Raw genomic sequence first — 26,761 nt, 5'->3', positions numbered from 1 at the left:
CGCGGCTACTCCTGAGCCTCGAAGTTCAGCGAGAGCGAGTTCATGCAGTAGCGGTCGCCAGTGGGTGTTCCGAAGCCATCGGGAAACACGTGGCCCAGGTGGCCACCGCAGCGAGCACAACGCACCTCGGTGCGCACCATGCCGTGCGAGGTGTCTTCGATGAGCTCGACCGCTTCGGGGCGCACCGACTCATAAAAGCTCGGCCACCCACAGTTCGAATCGAACTTCGTGCCACTCACGAACAGTTCGTTGCCGCACGCCGCACAGGTGTAGACCCCGGCACGTTCTTCATCGAGCAGCTCGCCCGTCCAGGCACGCTCAGTACCCTGCTCACGCAGCACGGCATACCGCTCTTCACCGAGCTCTTCGCGCCACTCTTCTTCTGACTTTGAAACTTCGTACGACATGCCTCTCAGAGTAGCGGCGAAGCCTGATCGCACTCTCATTTATGACGTCGTGTGACGGGCCTCGAGCCGACCGTCACACGCTCCACCTACACTGGTGCGCATGACCTCTCACCACGCACAAACGACCTATCAGGTACGCCTTGGCTGGGGCCAGCAGGGCCTCGACCGGCTCGCAAGTTCGGGCATCGTCGTCATCGTCGACGCGGTCGGCGACCCAGCTAGTCTCGTCGCCAATGCGAAAGCCCTCGCCCACGAACCCACGGTGTTCGTTGGCACGCTGCGCAACCCGACCGCGACGGCTCGAGCCATCTACGACGAGCAGCTCGCCCGCGGCGGCCGCACCTCGATCAACCTCGTGCTCGCGGGCGACGATGGGGGCTTCGCCGTCGATGATTACCTCGCTGCAGGGGCGCTCGCCGACGCGCTCACGGCGCTCGGCATCGATCACTCGGCGCCCGACGTCGCCGTTGCCGCCGAGGGCTTCAGGCCCCTCACCCGCGCGGTAAAACACCTCGTCTCGGCGAGCGCTTCGGGGCTCGCGCTTGCAGAGGCTGCGGGCGCCATTGCCGTGCGCGAGGCCGCGACGCTCGATGCCGAGACAGCCGCGACCCGCGCCGCTTAACCGGGCAGCTGTGGTTAAGCGGCATACGACTAGCGAGAGATGACCTGCCGCTTCGCCGAGACAACACCCGTGTTGAAGCCGGCGAGGTGCAAGCCGCCGTGAAAGCGGGCGTGCTCAATCTTGATGCAGCGATCCATCACGACGTTGAGGCCAGCCTGCGAGGCGATCTCAGCGGCCTCGGCGTTGCTCGAACCGAGTTGCAACCAGAGCGTCTGCGCCCCCGCTTCGACGGCCTCACGGGCGACGCCCGGCAGGTCGGCGTCTTTGCGAAACACGTCGACGATGTCGGGCGCCACGGGCAGGTCGGCGAGCGAGGCGTAGGCTTTGCGCCCCATGATCTCATCGGCCATCGGGTTCACGAAGAACACCTCGTACGGCGAGCTCGAGAGCAGGTAGGTCGCGACGAAGTAGCTCGCCCTCGCCGGGTTATTTGACGCGCCGACGATGGCCACGGTTTTGGCGCGGCGCAAGATCGCGAGGCGCTCACCCGCACTCGGCTGCGTGTATTCCTTGGCGTCGCTCATCGGCTTGCTCCTGTCGCTCGGGTGAGGGCCTGGTCAAGATCCCACACAATGTCTTCAACGTCTTCGATGCCCACTGAGATGCGAATGAGGTCGGCGGGAACTCCCGCGGCCTCGAGCTGCTCTGGCGTGAGCTGCTGGTGAGTGGTCGAGCCCGGGTGAATCACGAGCGTGCGCGCATCGCCGATGTTGGCGAGGTGACTCGCGAGCTGCAGCGATTCAATGAAGGTTTCGCCCGTCTCGCGTGCGGCTTGGGCGCGCTCGCCCTCGGTCGCGAACTCGCCCGCCGGTCGCACCCCAAAGGCGAATACCGAGCCGGGGCCGAGCGGAAAGTACTTCTGTGCCCGCTCGCGGTGCGGGTGCCCCTCAAGCCCAGCCCAGGTCACGAACGAGACCCTGGGGTCGCTCGCGAGCCACTCGGCGACAACCCGCGCATTCGCGACGTGCGCGTCGATGCGTTGCGGCAGCGTCTCGACGCCCTGCAGCAGGGTGAAGGCCGACTGCGCGCTGAGCGTCGGGCCGATGTCGCGCAGCTGCTCGCTGCGCAGCTTCGTGAGAAACCCATACTCGCCAAAGTTGCCCCACCAGCTGATGCCGCCGTAGGAGTCAACGGGCTCGGTCATCGCCGGGAAATTACCGTTGCCCCAGTCGAAGGTGCCAGCCTCAACCACAACCCCGCCGAGGGTCGTGCCGTGGCCGCCAATAAACTTCGTGGCCGAGTGAATGACAATGTCGGCGCCGTGCTCGATGGGCCGCACGAGGTAGGGGGTCGCGAGCGTCGCGTCGACGACGAGCGGAATGCCCGCATCGTGCGCCACCCGAGCAAGCCCCTCAAGGTCGGCGACCTCGCCGCCGGGGTTGCCGATGACCTCGACGTACAGCACCTTGGTATTGGCGCGAATCGCGCCCCGAAACGCCTCGGGATCAGAACTCGCGACGAACGTGGTATCGACGCCGAAGCGGCGCAGCGTCACGTCAAGCTGGGTGACCGTGCCGCCGTAGAGCTGCGCAGAGGCGACCACGTGGTCGCCCTGCCCGACGAGGGCAGCGAAGGTGATGAACTCTGCCGACATGCCGCTCGCGGTCGCGACCGCGCCGATGCCGCCCTCGAGCGAGGCAATGCGCTCTTCGAAGGCAGCGACCGTGGGGTTGCCGATGCGCGAATAGATGTTGCCGTACTTTTGCAACGCAAACAGATTCGCGGCGTCTTTGGCGTCGTCAAAGACGAACGAGGTGGTCTGGTAAATCGGAACCGCGCGGGCGCCCGTGGTCGCGTCGGGCGTTCCGCCCGCGTGCAGGGCCCGGGTGCGAAACCCGAACTGGTGCTCACTCATATGTTCTCCTTCGTGCGGGCCACGCGCACAGCTTCGCGCACGCTTTCGACGGCCCATGGGTTTTGCAGGCTCGTGGTGTCACCAAGATCGTCGCCCTGCCAAATCTGGGCGAGCAACCGGCGCAAGATCTTGCCAGAGCGGGTTTTCGGAAGCTCGGCCACCCGCACAATGTGCTTGGGTTTTGCGATGGGGCCAATGTCTCGGCGCACCCGCTCGCGCAGCTCGTCGTGCGAGGCCTCGCCCGCGGCACCGTCGACCACGAATGCCGCAATTGCCTGCCCCGTGATCTCGTCGAAGACTCCGGTAACGCCGGCCTCTCCGACTGCGGGGTGCGTCACGAGCGACGATTCAATCTCGATGGTTGAGAGGCGGTGGCCCGAGACGTTCACGACGTCGTCGAGGCGCCCGAGAATCCACACGTAGCCGTCGGCGTCGACGGTCGCCCCGTCACCGGCGACATAGAAGCCGCCGTGCTCGCCGTGACCCGCGTAGGCAGCCCAGTACGAGTCGCGGTAACGCTCGGGGTTGCCCCACACCGTGCGGGCCATGCCGGGCCAGGGCCTCCGGGCGACGAGGGTTCCCGAGCGGCCCGGCGCCACCGGTTCGCCGTGCTCGTCGACGACGGCCATGTCGATGCCCGGCAGCGACACCGTCGCTGAGCCTGGCTTCAACGCGGTGACCCCGGGCAGCGGAACGAGCATCGCGGCTCCGGTCTCTGACTGCCACCAGGTGTCAACGACCGGAACCTCGTCGCGGCCAAAATGACGCCTGAACCACACCCAGGCCTCGGGGTTAATCGCCTCGCCGACCGTGCCGAGCAGCCTGAGCGTCGACAGGTCGTGGCCACCAGGCAGCTCGTCACCAAACCAGGTCATGAACGAGCGAATGAGCGTGGGTGCCGTGTAGTAGACCGTGACGCCGTAGCGCTCGATGATCTCAAGATGTCGCTCGCGGTTCGGGCTGTCGGGCGTTCCCTCGTAGATGACCTGTGTGAGGCCGTTCGAGAGCGGCCCGTAGATCTCATAGGTGTGCGCCGTGACCCACGCGAGGTCGGCGGTGCACCAGTGAACGTCGTCAGGCTTTGCGTCGAAGTGAGCCCAGTGCGCCCAGCTCGCGTGCGTGAGGTAACCGCCCGAGGTGTGCACGAGCCCCTTGGGCTTGCCCGTCGTGCCCGAGGTGTAGATGATGAAGAGCGGGTGCTCGGCGTCGAAGGGCTGCGCCTCATGGGTGTCGGGCTGCACGTCAATGACATCGTGCCACCAGACGTCACGCCCAGGAGTCATCTCGACGTCCTGGCCCGTGCGCCGCACGACAAGCACGTGTTCGACGTGATCGAGGCCCCTGGCCGCCTCATCGGCAGCGCTCTTGATCTCGACGGCTGCGCCCCGACGGTTCTGCCCATCGGTCGTGACGAGCAGCTTCGCCCCCGTGTCTTCAAGCCTGAAACGCACGGCCTCGGCCGAGAAGCCACCAAACACGAGCGAGTGCACCGCCCCGATGCGCGCGCAGGCGAGCGCAATCACGATCGTCTCGACGAGCACCGGCAAGTACACCACGACTCGGTCACCCGCCTCAATGCCGAGCGCGGTGAGTCCGTTCGCTGCCTGGCTCACGCGCCGTTGCAGCTCGGCGTAGGTGACCGCCTCACGGTCACCGGGCTCGCCCTCGAACAAGAGCGCGACCTTCTCGCCCCGCCCCGCGTCGACGTGGCGGTCAACACAGTTCACCGCCACGTTCAACGTGCCGCCCTCAAACCACGTCGCTTTCGGAACGCTCAACCCCTCGGGACCGGGCGCCGGCGGGTTCCAGGTGTGGGCAGTGTGCCACGGAGTGATCCACGTCAATCGCCTCGCCGCCGCCTCCCAGAACGCGACCGGGTCGGCATTGGCCTCGGCATAGATCGACGCATCGACATTCGCCTGCGCGGCAAAGGCCGGCGCGGGCGGGTATACCCGCTCTTCGCTGAGCCTCAGCTCTTCGGTCACAGCCATCGTTTGAGCACCGCCTTTTCAAAGAACACGAGTATCGCGTTGGTCAGGGTTCCGAGCAGCGCGAGCAGCACGATCGCGAGAAGAATACGGTCGACGCGGCCGGTCTGCTGCGAATCATCGAGCATCCATCCAAGGCCCATCGAGGCGCCGAGCAGCTCGGCAGCGACAAGAAAAAGCCAGGCCTGCGCGAGCGCGAGCCGCAAACCCGACACGACCGCGGGCACGACGGCCGGCAGCTGTACCGTGCGAAAGAGCGACCAGCCCCTCAGCCCAAACGTGCGGCCCACCTCAACGAGCTGGGGGTTCACCTGTTGCAGGGCGTCGGCGACCGTCGTGAAGACCGGAAAGAACGCACCGATCGCGATGAGGGTGATTTTCGACTGCTCGCCAATGCCGAGCCACAGAATGAGCAGCGGAACCCACGCGAGCGACGGCACCGCGCGGATCGCCACGAGAATCGGCGCGAGAAGAGCGCTGCCGGCCCGCGAGAGCCCCACGACCGCTGCCGCGACGAGCGCGATCAGCGCACCGATCGCAAAACCGATGAAGACACGCTGCACCGAGATCGCGACGTGTAGCCACAGCTCGCCCTTCTCGGCGAGCTCAACCCCCGCCTCGACGACCGCCCACGGGCCGGGCAGACGGTAATCGGGCACCAGGCCCGACGCCGTCACCCACTGCCACACCGCGAGCAGCGCGAGCGGCACCACGAAACCCGCGGCCACGCGCACTGACGTGCGTGACCAGAGGGGCTCGCGTGGTTTTACCGCTGGTACCGCTTCGAGCTGCCCAACCGTTTGCGCGTTGCTCACTTGCTCGCCTTCAGCGCGAAGGTGTCGTGCACGATCGTTGAGATGGCCTCGGCCAGCGCTTCTTCGCCGCCCTTCACGTCGCCTGAGTCGGCAATGATTGGCGCAATCGCCTCGAGCACCGCGACCTGTGCTTCGCCCGGAACACCCGAGACGTCAAGGTTCGAGCGTTCATTCACGACGGTCTTCGCGACCTCAAGGTCGATCGACGCCGCATCGGCCAAGAGCTCGGCCACCGCATCGGGGTTCTCGAGCGCCCACGCGCGCGCCTCTTCGTAGGCGTCAACGACCACCTGCGCCACATCGCCGTGATCGGTGATGAACTGCTCGGTCGCGTTCAAGAAACCATACGTGTTGAAGTCGACGTTGCGGTACAGCAGGGTGTCGCCCGACTCGACCTCGGCCGCCGCCATGATCGGGTCGAGGCCGCTCCAGGCCGCGACTGATCCGCTATCGAGCAACGCCCGGCCATCGGCGTGCTGCACGTTCTGCACCTCGACGTCGTCAAGGCTGAGCCCCGCCTCGCCAAGCGCCTGCAGCAGGAAGAAGTACGGGTCGGTGGCCTTCGTCGCTGCGACCTGCTTGCCCTTGAGGTCCTTCACCTCGGTAATGTCGCTGTCGCCGGCGACCACGAGCGCCGACCACTCGGGCTGCGAGAAGATGTCGATCACCTGAATCGGGCTGCCATTGGCGCGAGCGAGCAGCGCAGCCGAGCCAGCGGTCGATCCCACGTCAATTGCGCCAGAGCGCAGCAGCTCGTTCGCCTTGTTGCTACCCGCCGACTGCACCCACTCGACCGTGACGTCATCGCCGAGCGCTTCTTCGATGAGCCCCTGGTCTTTCACCACGAGGCTCAGCGGGTTGTAGGTGGCCCAGTCGATCGACAGCGTGCTGGTCGACCAGTCGCTGCCCTCGGCAGGAGCTTTGTCGGCGGCGTTCTCGCCCTGCACGCAGCCCGAGAGCGCGAGTGCGGTGAGGCCTGCGGCGAGCGCCGCGCCGGCCTTCACGAGGGCCGAAGTTTTGGTTCGAATGGTCGAGCTGGTCATGATTCTCCTGGTGATGTTCGAGTGGTGTGTTGCGGCGTGATGGGGGCCGGTTTAGCCCGCGTGCACGCCGAGTCCGTTGAGGAGCCCCGCACGAAGGTCGGTAAAGCTGCGAGCGCCGCGGTCTCTCGGCCGTTCGCCGGCGACCGTCACGTAGCGCGCAATCGACGCGCTCCTGCGTTCGGGGCCACCCTCGGGGCCACCGATAAATTCAGCTGCTCGCGCGGGGCCAAGCGCCCCGATGCCCGAACTCGAACCGAGCGCGACAACACGCGGCTGCGGAGCCTTCGCTTGCTCCCGAGAACGCTCATCGAGCAGGTTGCGCAGGAGCAGCACATGATCGGCGAGGTAAATTGCCTCTTCAACGTCGTGCGTCACGAGCACAATCGTCGTTGGCTGCGCCCGGTGAATGTCGAGCAACAGGTCGTGCATCTTGAGCCGCGTGAGTGCGTCGAGCGCCCCAAACGGCTCGTCGAGCAGCAGCACCCGCGGGTTTCGGGCGAGCGCCCTCGCGAGCGAAACGCGCTGCGCCATGCCGCCCGAGATCTCGCTCGGCCGCTGCTTGGCGGCGTGCCCGAGCCCGACGAGGTCGAGCAGCTCTGCGACGCGCTTCGTCGCTTCACGGCCGCGCACTCCCCGCGCAAGCCCCAGCGCAACGTTGTGTTCAATCGTGCGCCATGGCAGCAGTCGCGGCTCCTGAAACGCGATCGCGGTCGTCTCGTCGTGTGCCTTGATCGCTTCGCCATCGATGCGGATCGCTCCCGCCGTCGGCACATCGAGCCCGCCGATGAGCCGCAGGAGCGTCGATTTACCGCACCCCGAAGGCCCGACGATCGCGATGATCTCGCCAGCCTCGACGTCGAGCGTCACGTCGCTCAGCACCGTGCGGGCGCCGTGCTTGCCCACGAAGGTACGCTCAACGTCGGTGATCTGCACGCGCCCGGCGGCGCTCTCTAGCGCCCCATCTGGGCCCGCTGTGGTGGTGGCTTCTTGCAACATACGTAATAAGATGCCCGACCCTGGGCTGGGCCGTCGAATGCAGGTGTCACACGATGTCACCTGACGTAACATGGCGAAATATTGCGCGGCGTGGCACGAATGTGGCGGGGTTCGAGCCCCAGGCTACGTCGCTACGCCCACCCTCGCACGCACTGACCCGGTGGCACCCTGCGTCCGGGTCTCCCTGATGCCCCCGGTTCACTGAGCCAGTGTGCTTTCGCCGACTGAGCATGAAAAACGCGTCGATTCGATGCTCAGTCGATAAACGATACTCAGTCGGCGAAACGGTTTTCATTTGGCACCGTCTTGTGAACCTCAGAAGCCCCTTACAGCCTCGTCATAAAATTGCTTAGGAGCTGAGATGCGAGAGGAACTGTTGCAGATGTGGCGACTGCGGCTCTGCGATCATTCTCGTTGCCTCTCCGAGCTCTTCGATCACCCCGTCACGCATGAAAGCGATTCGATCTGCAACGTGCTGCGCAAAGTGCATCTCGTGCGTCACCACAATCATCGTCATGCCCTCTTCAGCAATCTCTCGCATAACATGCAGCACTTCTCCGACAAGCTCAGGGTCAAGAGCAGAGGTTAGTTCGTCGAACAGCATGAGTTTTGGCTCCATCGCAAGGGCACGGGCGATGGCCACCCTTTGCTGCTGACCGCCTGAGAGCTGCGAGGGATAGTGGTTTGCTCGGTTTGAAAGACCCACCCGTTCGAGATACCGCAGCGCTTTTTTCTTGGCGTCAGAGCCCGAAACACGCAGTACTTTTTTCAGGCCAATCGTGACATTGTCAACGACTTTGAGGTGCGGAAACAGGTTGAAGTGTTGAAACACCATTCCAATGTGCCGCCTCGACGCTGCAAGCTCCTTGTCGGTCGCTTCGTACAAGCGCCCTCTGTCTTCGGTCGCGCCTACCAAACGCCCATCGACAGAGACGTACCCTTTGTCGAGTGGCTGCAAGGCGTTAATCGTGCGCAGCAGCGTCGACTTGCCAGAGCCTGAGGCACCAATAAGACACAGCACCTCACCCTCGTGAACGTCGAGGTTTACGCCGCGGAGAACATGGTTCTCACCAAAACTGACATGAATGTTGTTCATCTCAACAAGTGGGGTTTGCCAATCGATAGTCATGACGTTCACTCCTCAGAAACAGACAGTTGTGCCGCGCCAGCGACACTTCGGGACATACGTTTTTCGAGCATTCTCTGACCGAGAGAGGCAACAAACACCAGAATCAAGTACCAGGCTGAGACAACCAAAAGCAGGGGTACCACTTGAAAGTTCTGCCCATAAATGCGTTGAGCCATAGTAAGGAGATCGCCGCCGCCGATCACCGCGACAAGGGAGCTTGCCTTCAAAAGCAAGATGAAAAGGTTACCGGTGGCAGGAATGATCACTCGAATTGCCTGGGGCATAACGATGTGGATCATCGCCTGCCGCCTTCTCATACCGAGGGCTTGCGCTGCTTCAGCCTGGCCCGGAGAGACCGCGAGCAAACCACCTCGAATAATCTCGGCCATAAATGCCGATTCGTGAAGACCAAGACCAATGATCGAGGCGGTGAAACCAGTAATAAAAGCATTGGTGTCAATTGAGAGCCCGAACACCGGGGGAAACCCGAGAACAATGTTCGGTGCAAAAAGCGCCAGGTTGTACGTGAAGAGCAACAGTACAAGGAGCGGTAGGCCGCGAAAGAACCCCACGTAGCCCTTCGCGAAGAGTTGCAGTACCGGGTTCTCTGATCGCATCATCATGGCGACCATAAACCCGAGGATGATTGCGATCGTCACACCGATCAGCGAGAGCTGAATCGTTTTCCAGAGCCCCTGCATAATCATCGGAGAGAAAAAGAACTCTCCGAAAACATCCCACTGGACCCTCGGGTTTGATGCGAACGCCCAGGCAGCCCAACCGACCAGACCCACAATCGCGGCGCCCACAATCCAGTGATCTGGCCGTTGGCGTTTGATCGGTGCTTGCGCAGCATCGATGCTTGCCCAGTTAATCTGCCGAGTCACAGGGGTACGACGAGTTTCTACAGACTTTCCGTTGTCCATTGTCTTCCCTTTCTCAAAGTTGCGAGGGAGGGGCCTGCTACCGCGGCCCCTCCCATGCTGTTATTCGAGCCCGCAGGCTCCACAGAGCTCTGGGTCTTCAAGCGGTCGAGTCTCACCGAGGTTGATTCCCGGCTCGAGCAGCGCAAGCTCTTCAAGATTCCATTTCTTCAGGGCCTCTTGGTATGTCCCATCGGCAATAGCAGCTTCAAGGGCGCCGGTGAGCGCTTTTGCAAGGTCGGTTTCGTCTTTGCCAACGACAATCCCGTGATAATCAGACGGAATGAGCGGGCTCGCGAAGCTTTGTACTTCCCTTCCCTGCGACTCCTGCCACCGTGCAGTCGCCAGGCTGGTAAAGGTTGCATTGATCTGGCCTGCTTCAAGAGCCGTTGACACGTCTGCCGCAGAAGGAAACTCGGTCACTGTAAGCGGGGGCAAGCCATTTGCTTCGCAGTTTTGTGAGAACACCTCTGCGTTCTGTACAAAGTTCGTGGCAGTCTGCACCCCCGCTTTCACACCGCACATGCTCAGCGGGTTTTCAGTCACTCCCGCGGGGTTAGCTTTCATGACCATCAGGCCGTTTGCCCCGAACGCGTTATCGACGAAGGTCACAACCTTTCGCCGCTCTTCGTTGTCAGAAATACACTCCATGGCACCGTGGAACCTGCCGCTTTGCACGCCAGGAATCAAACCGTCAAATTGCAGGGCCTCCTGCCGAATTTCGACCCCAAGGTGCGGCTCCATAACCTCGAGAATGTCATGATTGTAGCCAGCAATTTCACCCGTCGAGTTATCGACGAAATCACACGGCGGGTAGCCAGGATCAGTTCCGATGATGAGCACTCCCGATTTCTGCACTTCTTCCGGAAGAAGCTGAAATAGCTCGTTATCGCTCTGGTCGGCCTTCGGAGATTGCGCACCGTTGTCTCCCGTCGATCCGCACCCGGTCACAATGAGCGCTACGGCGGCAGCGGCACCGACGATACTGAGCCAGCCCCGTGTTTTACGTAATGATCTTTCAAACATGATGGTTCCTTTTCTTGTCGCGTTCCTCGTCATTGAGGTGAGCAACTAGATGAGTTGTTTACTGAGTTCTACGACGTGCTTACGAATGAACACGCCATAGGTTTGTAGGTCTTGTTCAGAAAGGCGAAACGATGGCCCGATCACGCTAATCGCAGCCACAATTTCTCCAGACGAATTCATGATGGGGGCTGCAACAGCCGCGGCATCGGGTTCGACTCTGGTGGCTCGAGAGCACGCAAAGCCCCGCGGCCCCACGTCGTTCTCGAGCGCGGCACCGATCGCGGTGCCGGTAGTATCGATCGTTTTACCGGCCCAACTCGCGTGCCGAATAGCGCGCGAACTTTCAACCTGTCGCAAATAAACGGCTTCTCGCTTACCCGAAATAACCGCTAGGTAGGCTGTCTCGCCGGTGTACTCAGAAATTGCTTTCAGGTGCTTCTCGGCCAGCTCATACAGCGAGTACCGGCTCAGTGTTTGAGCCCCGAGTTGCACGAGTACGCGGCCAGGCCGGTAGGTTGCAGAGTCACCACGAAAAAGAAATTCAGCGCGTTCAAGCGTTTTCAGATGCCGCGCAACCGTCGTAACCGGAAGCGTGGTGCTGCGCGCTACATCACTGAGGGTGAGCCCCTCATCAGATTCCGCGACGATGCGCAAAATATCGAGTGCCTTATCAACACTGTTTCTCGTTTTCTGTTCGTCGTCGAGCGTGCTCACGCCCGACAGCGAATCCTTGATCTGCTCCATTGCAACCCCAATACACCGTTGTATGTTTATCGTTGTTCGTGTGAAAGTGCTCTACTCCATAAAGTCTTCCCTGAGCCCTTTCCGTTTAATGATCTTCGCAGTGTCTTCCGGGGAAAGGTACGCTTCAAAATGAAGATTTTCGAACCCAGGATGGGGCAGGTCAGCCTGCTCAGGAAACCCTGTGAGTGGTCTCGTGGCATCGACCCCTACCTTTGCAGTGAGCGTGTCTGAGCCAATGGGGGTGAAGAACTGTTTTGCACTCGGGTCCATACGGATGCCCTTCATGCCTTCGAGCCTGACGGTGTCAACGTCGGCTTGCACCCGAACATCGGCGGCCCAGAGCACCCTTCCTGTATCGAGCACATCAATATCGTCATCGACAACGATCACGTTTTTTAAGAAGTGATCGGTTGCGAAGGCGGCAAGAATAGCTTGTTTTCCGTCGCCCTCTTTGCGTTTGTTCACCGAAATATAGGCGCTAAACGAGCCCCCATGAAACGGAATTCGAGCAGCAACAGCTCCAGGAACCGATCGGCGTACTCCCTCGAGCAGGCGCGCCTCACGGCCGGGGTACAGCCAAAGGCAAAGGTGCTCAGCGTGCGTGGGGTGAAGGTCAAGAAAGATCGGGTTACGGCGATGCGTTACCGCGGTGATCGTACATACCGGAGCTTTTGCTTCACCGTAGTGATACGAGAACTCTCCGAATGGCCCCTCACTCAACAGATCATTCGGGTCGACAACTCCTTCGAGTACCATCTCTGCGTCAGCCGGCACCGGTAGGTCTACCGAAACCGCCGGTGTCACCCGTAACGCTTCGTTCAGCAACCCTCCGACGATTTCGTGACTATCGACGGCGACAGTATTTTTCACCTGTGACCCCACCAAATATGCCGGGTGGTGCCCGATGATAACCGCAATGTGAACCTTCTCTTGGCGCTCCCGTGCCGCCGCAAAAATACGGCCAAGGTCATGGTCTGGAGCAGCGTTTACCGTGATCGTATGAGAGCCCGTCACCATCATGCGATACATACCGGTATTAAGTTTTCCGGTTCTCGGGTCACGAGCGAGTACTACCCCAGCCGTAATATACTCACCAGCGTCTGACTTAGAATGCTGCGCAAAAGGCATCGCTTTGAGATCAATTTCGGCCTCTTGCAACACCACTTCTTGGCTTGCAGCATTCGACACGGTTATGGGCTCAGGGAGTCGCTCGAACGGCAGCTGGATAGCTCTTTCGACAAGCTCGCCTTTCGCAACGCCGAGCGAGTGAGCGAGCCGTGCTCGAGTGCCGAACGTTCCCATCACCACCGGCCACGGGCTGCCAGCGACCGATTCGAACAGCACCGCCGGCGCCCCATAAGGCTCGAGGGCCTTAACAACCGACAGGATCTCCGGCCCCTTGGTTACTTGACGGCGCACTCTGAAGAGCTCGCCGCTCTCTTCGAGCGTCGAAAGGTACTCCTGAAGATTCGGGCTCATGATGCATTGCCTACGAGTGGTACCGCTCCGTGGGGAAGGTATGATCCGCTCAAAATATCGGCCGCTACAGCCTCCATATCGTTCGCAAGGGCCCGATCTTGATCGAGATACGATGAACGGGCACGGACAAGCTCAAACACCGGCTTCAACGCTGGGGCACTCGGCCCACCATCACGCATTTCTGATCCCTGGGCTGCTGCCAAAAGCTCGATTGCGACAACGTATGCCGCGTTTTGGGCCATCGGCTGCAGACGAACGCCGCCGTGCGTCGCCATACTGACGTGGTCTTCTTGCCCGGCAGAAGTCGGGATGCTGTCAACGCTCGTGGGAAAAGCTTTGGTCTTGTTTTCAGCAACGAGCGCCGCCGAGGTGACCTGTGCCATCAGAAACCCTGAGTTCAGCCCGGCGCCCTCGACCAGGAAAGGCGGTAGTCCAGACATCGAGGTATCGACGATCATTGCCGTGCGCCGCTCAGTGATCGAGCCGATTTCGCACAACGCCATCGCGATCATATCTGAAGCAAACGCAACCGGCTCACCGTGAAAGTTACCTCCAGAGAGCACGACCTCGTCGTCTGGAAAGACGAGCGGATTATCTGAAACTGCGTTGGCCTCACGCTCCAAGACTCGTGCTGCTTGTTCTAGCAGGTCGAGCGAAGCTCCAAAAACCTGAGGCATGCAACGCAAGCTGTACGGATCTTGGAGCCTGCGGCCTTCAAATTCGTGTGCAAGAATCTCACTTTCAGCGACGAGGTTTCGAAGCGAAGCTGCAACGGTTATCTGCCCAACCTGACCACGAATCGCTTGGATACGGGCGTCAAGCGCCTCCTGCCGCCCCGCTGTTGCTTCGAGGGTGAGCGCCCCCGCTGTAATCGCGGCGTTCAACACCTTTTCTGCGGCAAAAAGCCCTTGAAGCGCAAGAGCCGTTGAAGCTTGAACACCGTTGATGAGTGCAACACCCTCTTTCGGGCCCAGTTCGACCGGCTCGAGGCCAACACTGCGCAGCCCCTCAACGGCGTTATAGGTTTTGCGCCCAATACGCACCTGCCCGTGCCCTGTCATGACGCCTGCCATGTGCGAGAGAGGTGCCAGGTCACCAGAAGCCCCGACAGAACCCTGACTTGGAATCACTGGGAGCACATCGTGGTTGATCATGTCGAGCAGCAACTGAACGACTTCAAGCCTTAGACCCGAATGCCCCTGACACAATGACAGCAGCTTTACCACCATCATTCCCCGCACCGTTGCCTCACCAAACGATGGGCCGACGCCAACCATATGAGACTCAACAACTCTGCGCTGGAGTTCGAGTAGCTCGTCTTTACTGATACGCCGGTCAGCGAGTTTGCCAAACCCTGTGTTGACACCGTAGATCACGTCGCCACGAGCAACCAGATCGGTGATGACCTTGTGAGCTCGTTCAATACGTTCTCTGGTTTCGTTCGAGAGTTCAACGGTGACCGGGCCTTCAAAAGGCAAGCGCAAGTCATCGAGTGTTGCTTTTGCCGTGCTAATAAGAATGTGTTGAAACATCATTGTCCTTTCTGAAGTGTGAAGATCATTTATTCGGTCCACCGCGTCACCAGCGGTGTCTCGATACCGAACTGGTCGAGCATTCTGCCCACCCCTTCGTCGATAACCTCGTCGATACTGGTCGGCCTGTTATAAAACGCAGGCACCGGAAGGCACACCGTGGCTCCTGCGAGTGTTACGGTCTCCATATTCCTGATGTGAATCAGGTTGAGCGGCGACTCGCGCAGCAAAAGCACAAGTGGTCTCCGTTCTTTCAACGTCACATCGGCGGCCCTCGCGAGGAGTGTTGTTCCCCCGCCGTTCGCGATGTCTGCGATCGATCGCGCCGAGCACGGAGCCACGATCATTCCGCGGGTCTGAAACGATCCTGATGCGATACTCGCAGCCATGTCTCTCGGGGAGTGGACGTAACTGGCGAGGTTTTTCACCTCTTTCGCGGTCATATCAAGCTCATATGAAAGCGTCAGCTCGGCCATTTTGGAAATCACGAGGTGCGACTCAATCTCAAGCTCACGAAGAACCTCAAGCAACCTCACCCCGTACTGAACGCCGCTCGCACCACTAATACCAACAACAATGCGGTTCGTCATGACGCACGCACCTTGATGTTCACCGATTTCAGTTCAACGAAGCTCGCGAGTTCGTCAGCCGATTCTTCTCGGCCGACACCACTCTTGCCCATACCGCCGAACGGTGAACCAGGGTAATGCCGATTAGCATCGTTCACCCAGATATATCCGGCCTGTATCGATTCAGAGACTCGCAGCGCCCGATCAAGATCACGGGTCCACACCGCCGCTGAAAGACCATACTCAGTCTCGTTCGCAAGTCGCACAGCCTCGGCCTCATCTGCAAACGGCATCACAACGGCAACCGGACCAAACACCTCTTGAGAGAACAAACTCATCTGCTCGGTCACACCGGTTACCAAAGTGGGTTTGAGGTAGTAGCCCCCCGCATGGTGTTCTTGCGAGCCCTCTCCTACCGCTTCGTCTTCGCAACCCGGCCCACCGGTCACCAGCGTTGCACCCTCATGAACGGCCTTGTCAATCATGCCGCGCACCGTTCGAAGGTGCTCGAGTGAGACGACCGGCCCCATTTCAGTGTTCTCTTCATAAGCCGGCCCTACACGAAGTCCCTCCATCCTGCGGCTTAACGCAGTGACGACCTCGTCAAAGATCGTTTGTTGAACGAGAATTTTCGCAGTCGACTGGCAGCTTTGGCCTGCACTCACGGTGAAGCTCAGCCCAGCAAAGGCTGCCTCAGTTGCCTCAGCGACATCGCAATCATCAAACATTACAAACGGGTTCTTACCACCGAGCTCTGCGCTAAAGTGCTTCACTGTGCCGCTCTTTGGAAGTCGTTCTTGAATCGCAAGCGCGGTTCTATCGCTGCCAGTAAAAGCGATACGTTTCACTTCAGGATGGGTCACCAAGGCATCTCCTGCTTCAGCGCCTCCGCCAAGAATATTGACCAGCCCATCAGGCAACGTTCCCTTCAACACTGCACCGAGAGCGAGTGTCGAAAGCGGCGTCTGTGCAGAGGTCTTAATCACGAGCCCATTACCCGCCATGAGCGGAAAAATGGCACCTGCAAGAGCGAAAAGCAACGGATGATTGTACGCAATAATTTTTCCCACAACGCCATATGGCTCTGCTGAGACGAGTGAAAAACCGTCACGGTGAGACTTCGTAAAACGTCCGTGTTGTGCAGCAGCAATGCCTGGCCACTCAGCAAGGTATTTCAAGGCGAGCCCGACATCCCGACGAGTTGAAGCAAGCGGGTTGCCGCTGTCAACAGACTCAAGGAAAGCAAAATCTTCAGCTAGCGCCGACAGTTTCTCGCCTATTTGCGAGAACACGAGCGCTCGTTCCGCAGGAGTACGGGCCCGCCACTCGCGCTGAGCAACCAGAGCCGCATCAACCGCAACGCCGACCTCTTCTCGGTTGCTCTCAGGAGCGGAGCTGAATTCAAGACCCGTCGAAGGATTAAACACCGGTTTACTCTCAACGGGTTCAACCCAGCCGCCGTTCACAAAGTTCTTTGGAACCCCGTCAGCCCAAAAAGTACGCAGCACCAGATCAATATCTGTCTGCCTCTGTTGTTCACTCATCCGCGCATACCTCCATCATTCACCGTGCGTAAGCGTGAGAAAACTGAAGTCTGAATACTCTGGCCAGCCTCTTCAAGACGCACCTCGAGTGGGTGCTCGTCGGTGTTCACTCCGTTCATCTGAGCAACGATCAGGTCGACCAAAAAATCACCAGCAACAGGAGCCGTTTTAAACTGATTTCCACTCGTACCGATCGCTACGAAGGCACCTGGCTGATCAGTCTTATCAAAAATCGGTAGCCAGTCATCAGTAACGTCATAGAGACCAGCAACGCCCTTTGGAATCGCCGTCAGCGCGAGCGAAGGAATGCGTCTTGCAGCTCTCCCGGCCTGGCGGTACCAGCCTTCGCGAGTTGCATCGCTCCGATATGTGTTCGAGTCAGAAATGAGCTCTTCACCGTCAACCGGGTCTCCCGATGAACCGACCATGAACCCGTCTTTACCCTCTGGTCGAAAGTTAATACCCAGGTCACCGTCGACAATATGGGCCGGGTTTTTGATTTCGTCAGAGGCCGTTACATGGTGTAGCTCTTGACGAATAATGCGCTGCCCAACAGTAAAGTCGTTACCGACGCCGAGCAACCGATTAACCTCTATCGAAGCAGGTCCAGCCGCATTGACGACGCTCGCCGACTCGAGCACATCGCCATCCTGTAAACTCAGCTGCCAGTGCCCACCTGCACCGCGAGAAGCGCCCACAACGCGTTGCCCCATAACAAAGTGTGCACCTAACCTGCGAGCTTTTTGCGCAAGATTCTGCGCCGCGAGAGCGGGGTCAGCGACGTAGCCTGAGCTCGCGGTATGCAACGCCCGTTCGATCACGCCATCGGGTTCTTTCCAGAACTCTTCGGAGTCGGGGTGAGCCGGCGGCCCAAACTTATCAAGGTCTGCCCATGGCAGTTCTTCTTGCAACGTGTCGTGGTCAAGAAAGGAAAAGCCAATGCCGTTTGCTTCGAGCACCGCAGCATACTTATCGAGAGTCTCGTTGTGGTCCTCAAGAATGAACGTGCCGCATTGGACAAACTCTGCAGCAGCTTCGCTCGCAGGAACCCCCACAAAATCGCGCCAGTGCTTCCACGCAAATACTGACTCATGCGACATAAGACTGCTTGCAAGGTCACCGGCATGAACACGAACGATTCCAGCCGAAGCACTCGTCGACCCAAACCCCGGCGTGGGGTTCGCGTCGATGACGGCAACGCTCAAGCCACGTTGAGCCGCGGCCACCGCGATTGACGTGCCAACGATTCCGGCCCCGATAATCGCGAGGTCAACACTATGACCTCTCAGATGAGCAGTTTGCATTTCCCCTCCATCGCCTTTGAATGAATACAGGAAAATTAACAAACTCTTGCCGTCATTTGGCAATAGTTTCCGCCTGGCGGGAAACGAAATTATTTCTTGGGCAGCCACCACAGCGATGAGGGCCCGGTGTCTCCTCAAAAAATGAGGTTCACTGAGTGAGTATGCGTGCTCGGCGGTAGCGGAGGGACGGCGAGCTACGCCTCTGCAGCGCGCCAGTGGCGCTGCAGCGCACGGCCACCGGCGAGGCACGCGAAGTAGCAGAGCGTGGCTGCCGCGCAGAAGATGAGCAGCGGCACAATGCGCGGGGCATCGCGCAAGATGGCCACGCCCCAGAGCGCGAAACTCACGAGCGTGATGAGAGCGGCGGCGACGGGCGGCCAATCGCTGAGGGGCAGCATCGTCGGGTAGGTGACCTTCGAAACGAAGCGCAGGTGGAGGCTGCTTGCGATCCACCCAGAGATGTTCGCGAGGGCAATGGTCGCGGCAATCGCCGGAACCACGAGGTGCGACGGCAGGGTGAACGAGGCAATGATGGTTCCGGTAACGGTGACCGAAGCGACCGTGAGCTGGGCGTAGAACGGCGCCTTCGCGTTGTTGCGGGCGAGGCTCACGCGGTTGAGCAGGTAGGTCTGGCTAATGGCGAGCACCCCGACTGCGAGTATCTGGGCGACGGTGCCGACGTGCGGGGTGCCCCAGGCGATAAGCGAGAGCGTTGGCGCTGTCAGCACGATCACGACGACGGCGAAGAGCATGAGGCTGTTGATCTTGCGGCTCACCGAGGCCGCCCCGTCGATGAATCGTGGATCGTTCGGCGTCGAAGCGTTCAGGGCGATGTCGGGAAACGCGCTGGTTACGAGCGCGACCGTGAACACCCCGTGCGGAACGAGCACGATGAGCGTTGCCGTCGCGAGCGTGTTGAAGCTCGCACCGTCGGCGCCCGCGACGTTGATGGCTTCGCCCGCAGCGTTTGCCACGTTGGCGATCGTGATGGTCGCGACCTGGCCGAAGATCGCTCCAGCGAAGGTCCACCCTGCGAGCTCTGAGACGAGCCGCATGCCCGAAACCGAGAAACGCAATCTCAGGCGAATGCCCGAGCGCGCGGTCGCGATGATGAGTATCGCGGTTTGCACGGCGGTTGCGAGCGTCGCCGACCCGCACAGCACGGCGACCATCGTGGGGCTCCAGCTCTCGACTGGTCCGAGACCCGAGGGCAGCAGCCAGGCAAAGACCAGCAGCCCAGCAATGCCGACGAGGTTCGAGCAGGCGGGCGCCCACGCCGCTGCCTGAAAGCGCTTGTTGGCGTTGAGCACCTGTGAGAGCACCGCAAACACGATGAGAAAGAAGAGCTGTGGAATGCACCAGTACATCATCTGTACCGTGAGCCCCTTCCACGCAGGGCTCCACTGGTAGGCGTAGAGGTTCACGAGCAGCGGCGCACCGATCATGAGCAGCGCCGTGACCGCGAGGCCGCCCCACAGTGCGATCGTGAAGAGCTGGTTGACGAACCGTTGCCCCTGCTCGCCCTGCTGCATCGCCCTCACGAGGCTCGGTAAGAGCACCGCCCCGAGCACCCCGCTCGAGATGAGCGTGAACACATACTGCGGCACCGAGCTCGCAACCTCGAACGCTTGGCCGCCAACGTGCGCCGCCGTGCCGCCAATGACCGCGACGAGCACGACGACCTTCACGAAGCCGAGCAGCCGCGAGACCAGCACCGCGAGTGCGATGCCGAAGGCGGGACCCCGCAATCGGGGCGCAAACTGCGTAAGCAAACGTGACCTTAATTCTCTCGGCTGATTGCTTTGAGTGTAGCCCTCACCACTGACACGTTCGCAGCGGATCACCCCGCGCACGCCCTCAGCCAACGCACCCATGTCGCCGAGTGAATATCGTTTCCCGGAACACGTATGGAACCGCCGCGATTAAGATACTCACTCGAGGTCGCGCAAGCCCGCGGAGCCGATCCGCACCCCTCTAATCAAACTCGGGGGTCTCGACGCTACACTCGACTTCTTCGCCCGGCAGGCCGTAAGCCGAGGCGATCTCATTTTCGCCGTCGAGCAGAATGCGGCAGTGAGCCACAAGCCCATCTTCTGGCACGGCACGCACGGTCGCGGTATTGGTGGTGTCGATGATCGCATCGGCGCTCCAACCGGGGGCTACTGGCTGCACCCGCACGCTCTCGGTCTTGCCCATCTTGGGTTCTTTACCGCGCTTCTCTTGGTTTGCGTACGAGACCTCGGCCAAGCTCGACTCGGTCTGCCCCTCGACGTTAATTTCGTAGGTGACGCTCCAGGCGTCTTGCTTGAGCGGGGACAGGGCCGCCTCGGCGAGTGAGCAGCTTGCAAGAACGGTAACACCGATAGCCGCACCGACGATTGCGAGAGCGACAGAACCGGTTTTGTGTGACGTTGCTTTCATGCTTCTACTCTGGCCCGAGAGGCCCCTCACCCACATCGGGCCAGGGTATGAAGGTCACGCACTGGCATTGCACCTGGGTGCCATACTGCGTCGCACCGTGGGTCGCGTCGGGCCAGGCGTCACACCGTGAGCCACATCGGGTCATTAGCCATGAGTCAACTGTAGGAGTGGCCTCTCGTTTTCCACACTTTTCGTGACGATTCCTGCATTCACTGGAAGACACCATTACGAACAAAAGCGCTAAAAGTGGCGCATAAATCAGGTGAAGTTCGTCTATGCGAATCTTGTTCGCTTTTGCTTGTCGGATGGATCAAAACAGGCTTATGCTAACTCGCACAGAATCACGAACATGATTCGTAAATACGAACAAAGGGGTATCTATGACTGCGTTTGGCAACTTCGAGTTTGATGGCATGACTGCAGAAAACGAACAACGGGCACGCGCGCTCCATGATGAGTCAGTGATCGTTGACATGCTTTTTCACGGGCCCACCGGCTACCGGGTCTGGACCGAAGAAATGACAAAGACTATCGAACAAACGCTCAATGTCACAGGAGATCGACTCACCGCATGGGAATTCGGCATGGAGGTTCCCGAGCGGCTCGCTATGGCCGGGCTACTGCCTGAGTTCAAAGAACAATGGGACGCAAGTGGACTCACCGCAGGCACCCGTGATCTTTTCTGGCACAACACACAGGGCATGGTCGAGGCCCTCACCCATTCGCAGGCGCTACTCGACAGCTTCGATTGGCTGAATAAAGCGCTGAAGGCAGAGGATTTCCGCAGCGCTAAGAAAAACGGCACCCACGTCCAATTTCTTGCGACTCAGAAGGCAAGCTACTTTGAAGACGACATTCACCGCATGAACCTCGCCTACGAGATGGGAATGCGCATGATGCTGATGACGTACAACGAAGACAACTCGCTTGGCGGCGGTTGTACATCGGGCAAAAACCTCGGCGTCACCGAGTTCGGGCGTGACGTCATTCGTTTTATGAACGAAAAAGGAATCATCGTCGACACTGCCCACTCAAGCGAGCAAACCACTCTCGACACATGCAAGTACTCTGAGGCACCCGTGCTCGCATCGCACTGCGGTGCAGCTTCAGTCTTCTCTCACCAGCGCAACAAGTCAGACGAAGCAATGGAAGCAGTCGCTGCGACGGGTGGCGTCGTGGGTGTTTTCGCTATCCCTGTCTTCCTCTCGTCAGACGAAGATCCGACCATCAACTCGTTGCTCGATCATATTGACCATATGGTGAAAGTAGTTGGTGTCGACCATGTTGGCATCGGTCTCGACTGGCCTTTGCAACTGCCGAAGTGGGCGCTCGAGAACGTAACGCAACCCGCAACAACGACGAGTGGCCTTGGGTGGCGCAAAGAACACGGCCTCGATGACAAGAAAAATCTTGTCGGTTTCGATGACTACCGAGACCTGCCGAACATCACCCGTGGTCTCGTGGCCCGGGGCTACACCGATGACGCGGTTCGCAAGATTCTCGGCGAGAATTTCCTCCGTGTCTTCGAGCAGGTCGTCGGTTAAGCGCAGCAAGGAGCCAAGTACATGAACAAAGAGTGGGTCTCGAGCAGCCTGACCGAAGGAGCAGTCGAGGTCGCTGAGGCGCAAGGGTCGATCGTGACGACTACCGATGGGTTAGCACTCATCGACTTCGTGAGCGGCATTTCGTGTGTGAATTTCGGCCACCGCTTCGCGCCAGTAGTCGAGGCGATCCACGAGCAGGCACAGCTGTTCTTGCATCAATTCATGATCATAGGTCAGCACAAGAGCTACGGAGAGGTCTGCAGGCTGCTCTCTGAAGTCTCGCCATGTCGCAGAGGAACGTCAGCTGAAGGCGAGCAGCACGATGAGCACCCCACCGGCCAAAAATCGATTCTTTCGACTACAGGCGCAGAGGCTGTTGAAAATGCTGTGAAAATCGCACGAACTGCGACAGGCCGCACTGGAGTGATATCTTTCGACCGCTCATTCCACGGGCGCACGCTCCTCGGCATGTCACTCTCGGGTTTCACTCGCTATAAAAAGGGCTTTGGGCCTTTTGCCCCTGATATCTACCAAGCCGAAGCGCCATACCCCTATCGAGGAGTGAGCGACGAACGGGCACTCCGCTCATTCGTCGATATGTTCGTCACCCGCATCGATCCAAACAACGTAGCCTGCGTCATCATTGAACCGGTGCAAGGCGAAGGCGGGCTCATACCCATGAGCCCTGAATTCCTTACGGGAGTTCGCGAGATTTGCGATATGCACGGCATTCTCCTCGTGTTCGATGAGACCCAAACCGGCCTACTCCGAACTGGCAACCTATGGGCTGCAGATTCGCTGGGCGTTCAGCCTGACCTTCTCATAAGCGGAGGGTCGCTCGGCGGCGGCCTTCCGCTATCAGCTGTGACCGGCCGGGCTCAACTGCTTGACGCAGTGAGGCCCGGTGGTCTCGGCGGCACTTTTAGCGGCACTCCAATGTCAACAGCTGCTGCGGTAGCGATGCTAACCGCAGCTCGCGAAGAGCCGATGATGCTATCGGCCTCTCGCGTTGAGGAGCGTTTGAGCGAACTCGTCACTTCGCTCTGCGCCGAGCATGAGAGCATCGGCGAAGCACGCCAGCTGGGTCCGTTTTTTGGACTTGAGTTTGTGCGATCACGTGAGGCCCGCGAACCAGATCCCGAACTCGTTGCCAGAGTAATCCGCCGCGCTCGTGACAACGGCTTACTTATTGATTATTGCGGGGCTGAAAAAAACATATTGCGACTGATTCCAGCGGTCAATATTCCCAATGCGCTACTCGAACGAGGCATGCGAATCCTCTCTGAGGCAATCGCCGCTGAAAACACCATCGAAAGGAGATAACGCTATGAAAAACCGCACGGTTGAACGCACCCTCGGGGTGCTCGAGCTCATCGCCGAAGTAAAGGGCGGCATTAACCAAGCACGCATAGCTGAGCAACTAGAAATTCCGAAGAGTACCCTGCATTCTTTTCTCGCGGCGCTCGAAGAAAAACGTTACATCAAGCAAGACCGGCACGGCGTATTTACGCTTGATATTGCGTCACTGGCACTCGGCAACGCATATCTGGACTCAACCGACCTCAGCCAAGATCTTGGAAGCGCACTCGAGCTTATCCTTGATGAGCTCAACGTGACCGCTCACCTTGCCTCGCTCGACGGGCCTAGTGTGCTCTACCTTCACAAGCTTGACCCCGCTGGCAACCAAATCAAGCTCGCCAGCGCGATCGGGACCAGGCACCCGGCACACCTTACGGCTGCGGGACGCGCCTGCCTTATGCAGCTTCCAACCCCACGCCTGCAACGCTTTATGCGATACGCCACGGCCGAGGGCGTTGAAGCTATAGACCTCGATCTCTTAGAACAGCAGCTCACTGAAGCTCGCCGCATCGGTTTCGCAGTCGATCACGGCTCACTGATCGCTGGCGTCACAACGGTCGCTGTGCCGATCTCAAGCCCTGAACACTTCTCAGGTTCAATTGGTGTGAGCTTTCTCACTGGAGCCATAGAAGTTGAGCATGCAGCACAGGTGCTCTCGAACGTTGCACGAGAAACTATCGCGCAGGTCTCGATGAGGAGCATTCGATGACTTCGAACAGCCCAACTTTACCTACGCCGAGACCGTGGCTCTCTGCGCTTAACCCGTACATTCCCGGTGAACCCGCGCTCGACCCGCTCGGATCGCTCGCGTCAAACGAGAACCCGCTTGGCCCCAGCCCTCAGGTCGTGAGCGCCCTTGAAGAGCCGCTTGCAGATCTAGCCCGTTACCCAGATGCACTCTCGAACGAGCTCGTCAGCGAAATCGCTAAGAAGTACGGGGTGAGTGAACAAAGCGTACTCGTAGGCAACGGCTCGGATGAACTCATCCAGCTACTTGTCACCGCATATGCCGCTTTTGGCGGCCGGGTAGTCTGCGCTGACCCTCCATACCAGTTACATGAGAAGCTGCCAGCAATGCTCGGGGCTTCGGTTACCAAAGTTCCGCTAACCAACTTCACCCATGATCTCAGCACCATGGCTACAGTTGATGCCGAGTTAGCGTTTGTATGCAACCCGCACAACCCCACAGGAACACTGCTCGAGGCCGAGGCGATTACACATTTTGCAAGGGCTTCATCGAGCAGGCTGACCGTCGTCGACGAGGCTTACATAGAGTATGCCCAACCGGCTGGAGCAGCCGACCCCTCACTTATTCGTCAGGCTGCAGCGGGCGAACTCGCGGTGTTGCGTACGTTCTCAAAATTTTATGGGCTTGCGGGGTTGCGCATCGGTTTCCTCGTTGCTGCTCCTGAAATCATCTCAACCCTCACCGCGATCAGGCTCCCGTTTGGGGTCAACCGTATCGCGCAGACCGCTGCTTCCATCGCGCTCACCGACAGCAGTCACGGCAACACCGTGCGCGAAACCAACGCGCACGTTCGAGACAGACTCACGTCCCTGTTCAAGAACGCGGGTTACGAAGTTATCCCTTCGCACACAAACTTCGTACTCGTCGTTACCAGTGAAGAACCCGCGCTCGTTCGACGCCTGGCAGACGAGGGTGTGCGGGTACGGCCGGGCTCTTCTCTCGGGCTCCCCGGCACGGTACGTGTGAGTGTGCCGAACGAAGCGGGGCTCGCAAAGCTCGAGGCCATCTCGTGGCTGACAGCTCTCTAACACATGTATTACCCAGCAGTACCACTTGTTTCTCACCACTACAAAGGAGTAACTCTGATGAAGAAACCAATCGCCATAGCAGGCCTCACTGCTAGCGCTCTTATCCTTATGACAGGTTGCGCTGGCGCCACCTCAGCTGAAGAGGGCGCTACAAAAAAGCTTGACTTTGCTTATTACGGATCTCCCGTAAGCGCTTATACGAAACGATATGTTGAGTTCGCCGATGACGTACTTGACACGACCAACGGAACTGTCGAACTGCTCATACGCCCCGAGGGCGAGCTACCTTATAAACCGTCGGAGTACGTTCAACGTGTTGGCGACGGGAGTATCGATATGGCCGGTGCTTTGAGCTCATTCATGAGCGGTGAGTGCCCGGTAGCAGGCGTATTCGGTTTGCCGATGCTCGCAACCGACCACGCTGAATGGTCAGCAATGCATGACGCTGCCTCCGCTGCGCTTGAACCATGTCTCACTAAGTATGGCGTCACTGAGCTCTGGTCTTACGGATACCCCTCGATGCAGATCTTCGGCTCAGGGACACCACCTAAGTCAATCGAAGACCTCCAGGGCTTACAAATTCGCCAAACAGGCCCCGAATGGTCTGAATGGATTAAAGGTATTGGGGCGACCCCCGTCACAATCGAAACTGCTGAGGTGGGTGGCGCTCTACAACAGGGCGTTATTGACGCAGTAATCAGTAGCGCCGACACCGTTAAGTCGCGGTGGGGCGAAGAAATCGATTGGGTGTTTATGCTCGATGTCGGGGTGCTCACTGAGTACGCGATCGCAAACGCCACCACCATTGAGGCGCTTCCAGCTGATGCAAAAGAAGGTCTCAACGAAGTCTCTCAACGGTACGAGGCCGAAACATCAGAACACTTCGCATCAGTCGACGACGCAGCACTCCAAGCGCTCGAAGACGAGTTCGGGGTCACCATAGTCACACCCGCAGATACTGACAGAGCTAAAGCGTTGACGATCGCACAAAACGGCTGGGAATCCTGGGCCTCAAGCTTGGCTGGTTCTGAAGGAACCGATGCGCTCGCAACCTTACGAGCTGCTCTCGGTCAGTAAGTCGCGTATGGCCGGGTCGCAACGCCCTCCGTGCACCCGGCCATGCACATTCTCTGAAGGAAATCATGAACCGATTAATCCGCATCAGCCATGCTACTTCACGTGTTTCGAAGTGGCTCAGCTCAGCCTGTCTCCTCGCACTCGTCGCCATCGTCATCTTTGATGTGGCAGTGAGAAACCTCCATATTTTCAACATTGCTGGCCTCAGCGAACTCGCGAATTATCTCCAAATAGCTCTCGTGTATCTGGGGCTCGCTTTCGCTTACCAAGATGGATCGTTCATTCGCATGGACCTGTTACTTGAGCGCTTTAAAGGTCGGGCAGAACGAGTACGCAGCATCAGTGTTAAGACAGTTTCGGTACTGACGGTCGGCATTATCTTCTGGTTCTCATGGAAGACAATGCTCAACTCGTACACCCACGAGATCGTATCGATCGGAGTGCTTCGCGTACCGCTGCATTTGCCCCAGGCTGTTCTTTGCCTCGGGCTGCTTCTCTTCATCTTCCAGATGCTGCTCGACCTCATTATCGAGCTCTTGGGCCCGACCCCTACTCCGTCGACGGCGAACGCCGAAGCAACCTCGTAGCCACAACTGAATAGGAATTAT

Annotated in this window: 25 protein-coding genes; 7 read left to right on the top strand and 18 right to left on the bottom strand. The window is 59.4% G+C overall.

The features are described from left to right. Nucleotides 1–5: 5 nt before the first annotated feature. The gene (gene msrB / locus KTJ78_RS11490) at nucleotides 6–407 is read right to left on the bottom strand and encodes a peptide-methionine (R)-S-oxide reductase MsrB (protein WP_217135904.1); all 402 of its coding nucleotides are present in this window, start codon (nucleotides 405–407) and stop codon (nucleotides 6–8) included. Between the two features lie 100 nt (nucleotides 408–507). Between msrB and KTJ78_RS11485 the strand changes: the two genes are divergently transcribed. Beyond that, nucleotides 508–1,029 (top strand): 2-phosphosulfolactate phosphatase, encoded by a 522-nt coding sequence (locus KTJ78_RS11485; RefSeq protein ID WP_217135902.1) that lies wholly within the window; start codon nucleotides 508–510, stop codon nucleotides 1,027–1,029. Between the two features lie 29 nt (nucleotides 1,030–1,058). Here the strand turns inward: KTJ78_RS11485 and KTJ78_RS11480 are convergent, their stop codons facing one another. The 17 genes from KTJ78_RS11480 to KTJ78_RS11400 form a co-directional block, all read right to left on the bottom strand. Further along, nucleotides 1,059–1,553 (bottom strand): CoA-binding protein, encoded by a 495-nt coding sequence (locus tag KTJ78_RS11480; RefSeq protein WP_217135900.1) that lies wholly within the window; start codon nucleotides 1,551–1,553, stop codon nucleotides 1,059–1,061. Further along, a complete protein-coding gene (locus KTJ78_RS11475) occupies nucleotides 1,550–2,884 on the bottom strand; it encodes an O-acetylhomoserine aminocarboxypropyltransferase/cysteine synthase family protein (protein WP_217135898.1) in 1,335 nt (444 codons plus the stop codon). Before KTJ78_RS11475 ends, KTJ78_RS11480 begins: the two co-directional genes overlap by 4 nt. Then, nucleotides 2,881–4,875 carry an acetate--CoA ligase gene (gene acs, locus KTJ78_RS11470; RefSeq protein WP_217135896.1) on the bottom strand — a complete coding sequence of 665 codons (1,995 nt, stop codon included), beginning with the start codon at nucleotides 4,873–4,875 and terminating at the stop codon, nucleotides 2,881–2,883. The genes KTJ78_RS11475 and acs overlap by 4 nt, the downstream gene beginning before the upstream one ends. Further along, nucleotides 4,866–5,687, bottom strand: a complete 822-nt coding sequence (locus KTJ78_RS11465) for an ABC transporter permease (protein ID WP_217135893.1) — start codon at nucleotides 5,685–5,687, stop codon at nucleotides 4,866–4,868. Before KTJ78_RS11465 ends, acs begins: the two co-directional genes overlap by 10 nt. Further along, nucleotides 5,684–6,730, bottom strand: a complete 1,047-nt coding sequence (locus KTJ78_RS11460) for an aliphatic sulfonate ABC transporter substrate-binding protein (protein WP_217135891.1) — start codon at nucleotides 6,728–6,730, stop codon at nucleotides 5,684–5,686. Before KTJ78_RS11460 ends, KTJ78_RS11465 begins: the two co-directional genes overlap by 4 nt. A 51-nt stretch (nucleotides 6,731–6,781) precedes the next feature. Beyond that, a complete protein-coding gene (locus KTJ78_RS11455) occupies nucleotides 6,782–7,726 on the bottom strand; it encodes an ABC transporter ATP-binding protein (RefSeq protein ID WP_217135889.1) in 945 nt (314 codons plus the stop codon). A gap of 349 nt (nucleotides 7,727–8,075) precedes the next feature. Further along, entirely contained in the window at nucleotides 8,076–8,855 is a 780-nt protein-coding gene (locus KTJ78_RS11450) for an amino acid ABC transporter ATP-binding protein (RefSeq protein WP_217135888.1), read from the bottom strand. 5 nt (nucleotides 8,856–8,860) lie between these two features. After that, on the bottom strand, nucleotides 8,861–9,781 hold the full coding sequence (locus KTJ78_RS11445; protein ID WP_217135886.1) for an amino acid ABC transporter permease: 921 nt from the start codon (nucleotides 9,779–9,781) through the stop codon (nucleotides 8,861–8,863). A gap of 60 nt (nucleotides 9,782–9,841) precedes the next feature. Continuing rightward, nucleotides 9,842–10,804 (bottom strand): ABC transporter substrate-binding protein, encoded by a 963-nt coding sequence (locus KTJ78_RS11440; RefSeq protein WP_217135884.1) that lies wholly within the window; start codon nucleotides 10,802–10,804, stop codon nucleotides 9,842–9,844. A 45-nt stretch (nucleotides 10,805–10,849) separates the two neighbouring features. Continuing rightward, nucleotides 10,850–11,548 carry an IclR family transcriptional regulator gene (locus KTJ78_RS11435; protein ID WP_217135882.1) on the bottom strand — a complete coding sequence of 233 codons (699 nt, stop codon included), beginning with the start codon at nucleotides 11,546–11,548 and terminating at the stop codon, nucleotides 10,850–10,852. 51 nt (nucleotides 11,549–11,599) lie between these two features. Next, on the bottom strand, nucleotides 11,600–13,027 hold the full coding sequence (locus KTJ78_RS11430) for a UbiD family decarboxylase (RefSeq protein WP_217135880.1): 1,428 nt from the start codon (nucleotides 13,025–13,027) through the stop codon (nucleotides 11,600–11,602). Continuing rightward, on the bottom strand, nucleotides 13,024–14,562 hold the full coding sequence (hutH, locus tag KTJ78_RS11425) for a histidine ammonia-lyase (protein WP_217135879.1): 1,539 nt from the start codon (nucleotides 14,560–14,562) through the stop codon (nucleotides 13,024–13,026). Before hutH ends, KTJ78_RS11430 begins: the two co-directional genes overlap by 4 nt. 26 nt (nucleotides 14,563–14,588) lie before the next feature. Further along, nucleotides 14,589–15,149 carry a UbiX family flavin prenyltransferase gene (locus KTJ78_RS11420; protein WP_217135877.1) on the bottom strand — a complete coding sequence of 187 codons (561 nt, stop codon included), beginning with the start codon at nucleotides 15,147–15,149 and terminating at the stop codon, nucleotides 14,589–14,591. After that, the gene (locus KTJ78_RS11415) at nucleotides 15,146–16,672 is read right to left on the bottom strand and encodes an aldehyde dehydrogenase family protein (protein WP_217135875.1); all 1,527 of its coding nucleotides are present in this window, start codon (nucleotides 16,670–16,672) and stop codon (nucleotides 15,146–15,148) included. The genes KTJ78_RS11420 and KTJ78_RS11415 overlap by 4 nt, the downstream gene beginning before the upstream one ends. Continuing rightward, a complete protein-coding gene (locus KTJ78_RS11410) occupies nucleotides 16,669–17,976 on the bottom strand; it encodes an NAD(P)/FAD-dependent oxidoreductase (protein WP_217135873.1) in 1,308 nt (435 codons plus the stop codon). Before KTJ78_RS11410 ends, KTJ78_RS11415 begins: the two co-directional genes overlap by 4 nt. 194 nt (nucleotides 17,977–18,170) lie before the next feature. Further along, nucleotides 18,171–19,748 (bottom strand): murein biosynthesis integral membrane protein MurJ, encoded by a 1,578-nt coding sequence (murJ, locus tag KTJ78_RS11405; protein ID WP_217135871.1) that lies wholly within the window; start codon nucleotides 19,746–19,748, stop codon nucleotides 18,171–18,173. Nucleotides 19,749–19,950: 202 nt separating this feature from the next. Beyond that, nucleotides 19,951–20,397 carry a hypothetical protein gene (locus tag KTJ78_RS11400; protein WP_217135869.1) on the bottom strand — a complete coding sequence of 149 codons (447 nt, stop codon included), beginning with the start codon at nucleotides 20,395–20,397 and terminating at the stop codon, nucleotides 19,951–19,953. 380 nt (nucleotides 20,398–20,777) lie between these two features. On the opposite strand from KTJ78_RS11400, the gene KTJ78_RS11395 reads away from it, so the two are divergent. The 6 genes from KTJ78_RS11395 (at nucleotide 20,778) to KTJ78_RS11370 (ending at nucleotide 26,740) form a co-directional block, all read left to right on the top strand. Continuing rightward, complete coding sequence (locus tag KTJ78_RS11395; RefSeq protein WP_217135868.1) at nucleotides 20,778–21,941, top strand: dipeptidase; 1,164 nt, start codon at nucleotides 20,778–20,780, stop codon at nucleotides 21,939–21,941. Between the two features lie 21 nt (nucleotides 21,942–21,962). Beyond that, nucleotides 21,963–23,264, top strand: coding sequence for an aspartate aminotransferase family protein (locus KTJ78_RS11390; RefSeq protein ID WP_217135866.1), 1,302 nt, complete (start codon nucleotides 21,963–21,965; stop codon nucleotides 23,262–23,264). Between the two features lie 4 nt (nucleotides 23,265–23,268). Then, nucleotides 23,269–24,009: an IclR family transcriptional regulator gene (locus tag KTJ78_RS11385; protein WP_217135864.1), complete on the top strand. Its 741-nt coding sequence runs from the start codon at nucleotides 23,269–23,271 to the stop codon at nucleotides 24,007–24,009. Then, nucleotides 24,006–25,076: a pyridoxal phosphate-dependent aminotransferase gene (locus KTJ78_RS11380; RefSeq protein ID WP_217135862.1), complete on the top strand. Its 1,071-nt coding sequence runs from the start codon at nucleotides 24,006–24,008 to the stop codon at nucleotides 25,074–25,076. The genes KTJ78_RS11385 and KTJ78_RS11380 overlap by 4 nt, the downstream gene beginning before the upstream one ends. Before the next feature lie 57 nt (nucleotides 25,077–25,133). Then, entirely contained in the window at nucleotides 25,134–26,153 is a 1,020-nt protein-coding gene (locus KTJ78_RS11375) for a TRAP transporter substrate-binding protein (protein WP_217135860.1), read from the top strand. Between the two features lie 65 nt (nucleotides 26,154–26,218). Further along, nucleotides 26,219–26,740: a TRAP transporter small permease gene (locus KTJ78_RS11370; RefSeq protein WP_217135858.1), complete on the top strand. Its 522-nt coding sequence runs from the start codon at nucleotides 26,219–26,221 to the stop codon at nucleotides 26,738–26,740. Nucleotides 26,741–26,761: the final 21 nt, after the last annotated feature.

Source organism: Leucobacter chinensis (assembly GCF_019049105.1).
GTDB classification, from domain to species: domain Bacteria; phylum Actinomycetota; class Actinomycetes; order Actinomycetales; family Microbacteriaceae; genus Leucobacter_A; species Leucobacter_A chinensis.
This window is presented reverse-complemented; position numbering and strand designations above follow the sequence as displayed.